At 61.6% G+C, this 2,009-nt stretch carries 2 protein-coding genes; both read right to left on the minus strand.

Annotated elements, in window-relative coordinates; genetic code table 11:
• Positions 1-60 precede the first annotated feature (60 nt).
• Complete coding sequence (gene tsf, locus C1D09_RS32325; RefSeq protein ID WP_143977975.1) at positions 61-981, minus strand: translation elongation factor Ts; 921 nt, start codon at positions 979-981, stop codon at positions 61-63.
• A gap of 110 nt (positions 982-1,091) precedes the next feature.
• On the minus strand, positions 1,092-1,874 hold the full coding sequence (gene rpsB, locus C1D09_RS32330; RefSeq protein WP_019858207.1) for a 30S ribosomal protein S2: 783 nt from the start codon (positions 1,872-1,874) through the stop codon (positions 1,092-1,094).
• Between the last annotated feature and the right edge of the window lie 135 nt (positions 1,875-2,009).

Here is a 2,009-nt window from a genome sequence, read left to right on the forward strand (position 1 = left end):
GCCGGACATCCCTGCGGACATCCGGCCGAAAAACGCTTTCGAAATAAAGCAGTAGGAAGTTTACTTCTTGACCGCCGCCGCGACTTCCGCCGCGAAATCGGTCTCTTCCTTCTCGATGCCCTCGCCGAGTGCGAAGCGCAGATAGGCCGTGATCTTGGCCGGCGCGCCGATTTCCTTCTCGGCATCCTTCAGCGCCTTCTCAACGGTGATGTCGGGATTGAGCACGAAGGCCTGCTTCAAGAGCACGACTTCCTCGTAGAACTTGCGCATGCGGCCCTCGACCATCTTTTCGATGATCGCTTCCGGCTTGCCGGACTGGCGCGCCTGATCGGAAAAGATCGCCTTCTCGCGCTCGACCGCTGCCGGATCTATCTGCTCCGCCGTCAACGCCATCGGGTTGGTGGCGGCGACATGCATGGCGACCTGACGGCCAAAGGCGTTGGCGGCATGCTCATTGCCGGTGGTTTCGATCGCAACCAGCACGCCGAGCTTGCCGAGGCCGTCGGCAACCGCGTTGTGGACATAAGTCGCAACGGCGCCGTGCGGGACCGTCAGCTTGGCCGAGCGGCGGAAGCCCAGATTCTCGCCAATGGTGCCGACGGCATCCTTGATGGTGTCGGTGACCGACTTGTCGGAACCCGGATACTTCGCGGCAGCCACGGCTTCCGTCGCGCCATAGGCGAGAGCAACCTTGGCAACTTTGGCGACGATCTCCTGGAACGCGGCATTGCGGGCGACGAAGTCGGTCTCGGAATTGACCTCGACGACGGCAGCTTCGCGCACACCGGCATCAACGCCGATCAGACCCTCGGCCGCGGTGCGGCCGGCCTTCTTGTCAGCCTTGGAGATGCCCTTCTTGCGCAGCCAGTCGACGGCTTCTTCCATGTTGCCGTTGGTCTCGTTCAACGCCGCCTTGCAGTCCATCATGCCCGCGCCGGTCAAGTCGCGGAGTTCTTTGACCTGTGCAGCCGAAATGCTCATTGTCGCCTCTTTGTTTTAAATGCACCGACGCACCACCGGTACTCGATGATGCGTCCGTTTAGCGTGCCAAATTATTAGAAAGATGAAGGCCGGAACCGGCCTTCGCCGTTTTACGCCTGAGGGGTCTCGGTCGACGGAGCCGGATCGAGCGCCGGCTCGACCGGGGCTTCAACCGACGCGCCGATATCGACGCCGAGCGCGCCCTGCTGACGGGCGATGCCGTCGATCGCAGCCTTGGCGATCAGGTCGCAATAGAGCTGGATGGCGCGGGCCGCGTCGTCATTGCCGGGGATCGGAAAGTCGATCTTGTCCGGATCGCAGTTCGAATCGATGATGGCAACGACCGGGATGCCGAGGCGCTTGGCCTCGAGGATGGCGATCGCTTCCTTGTTGGTGTCGATCACGAACATCAGGTCAGGCGTCGAGCCCATGTCCTTGATGCCGCCCAGAGCCTTGTCGAGCTTCTCGCGCTCGCGGTCGAGGTTCAGGCGCTCCTTCTTGGTGAGGCCCTGGGCCTCGCCGGCCAGCATCTCGTCGAGCTTGCGCAGGCGCTGGATCGAATTCGAGATCGTCTTCCAGTTGGTCAGCATGCCGCCGAGCCAACGCGAATTGACATAGTACTGAGCCGAACGTTGCGCCGCATCGGCGACGATGTCAGACGCCTGGCGCTTGGTGCCGACGAACAGCACGCGGCCGCCCTTGGCGACGGTGTCGGAAACCTGCTTCAGAGCCTGGTGCAGCAAAGGCACCGTCTGCGAGAGGTCGATGATGTGGATGTTGTTGCGGGCGCCATAGATGTAGGGCGCCATCTTCGGGTTCCAGCGGTGGGTCTGGTGGCCGAAGTGAATACCAGCTTCCAAAAGCTGGCGCATGCTGAAATCAGGCAGAGCCATTCTCATTTTCCTTTCCGGTTAGCCTCCACGGACACAGGCATTTTTGGACGAAGTCCTCGAACGCCACCGGAGGTTTCAGCCGGATTTCTCCCGGGCAGACACCAAAGTCCGTGTGTGGAATGAGCGGGCATATAG

The organism is Mesorhizobium intechi (assembly GCF_002879535.1).
GTDB lineage: Bacteria > Pseudomonadota > Alphaproteobacteria > Rhizobiales > Rhizobiaceae > Mesorhizobium > Mesorhizobium intechi.

What these genes read in the sequence shown, in the direction of transcription:
- tsf (WP_143977975.1), bottom strand. Translation starts at nt 981, where the DNA reads ATGAGCATTTCGGCTGCACAGGTCAAAGAACTCCGCGACTTGACCGGC.
- rpsB (WP_019858207.1), bottom strand. Translation starts at nt 1,874, where the DNA reads ATGGCTCTGCCTGATTTCAGCATGCGCCAGCTTTTGGAAGCTGGTATT.